The 271-nt window shown below is 46.1% G+C and carries 1 protein-coding gene; it reads right to left on the reverse strand.

The features are described 5' to 3' along the window. Positions 1-271, reverse strand: a 271-nt coding sequence (locus AAEZ00_RS21275) for a sigma 54-interacting transcriptional regulator (protein WP_351089892.1), incomplete at both ends; no start/stop codon positions are given.

A 271-nucleotide genomic window follows, 5' to 3' on the forward strand; every position in this document is an offset into this window, starting at 1 on the left:
TCTTCGCGGCGCTCTCGTAACGGCGGCACGGTAATTGGAAATACGTTCAAGCGGTAATATAAGTCCATGCGAAACAAGCCTTGCTCTACTCGCGCGGTTAAATCGTGATGGGTGGCGGCCACTAAGCGAATATTGACCTTAATGGTTTCACTACTGCCAACGCGCTCGAAACTTTGCTCTTGAATCACCCGTAACAATTTAGATTGTGCCGATAAGCTCAACTCGGCAATTTCATCTAAAAATAAGGTGCCATTATTGGCCAATTCAAATC

The sequence above is a fragment of the Shewanella sp. S1-49-MNA-CIBAN-0167 genome, from assembly GCF_040310145.1.
In the GTDB taxonomy this organism is placed as follows: domain Bacteria; phylum Pseudomonadota; class Gammaproteobacteria; order Enterobacterales; family Shewanellaceae; genus Shewanella; species Shewanella psychromarinicola.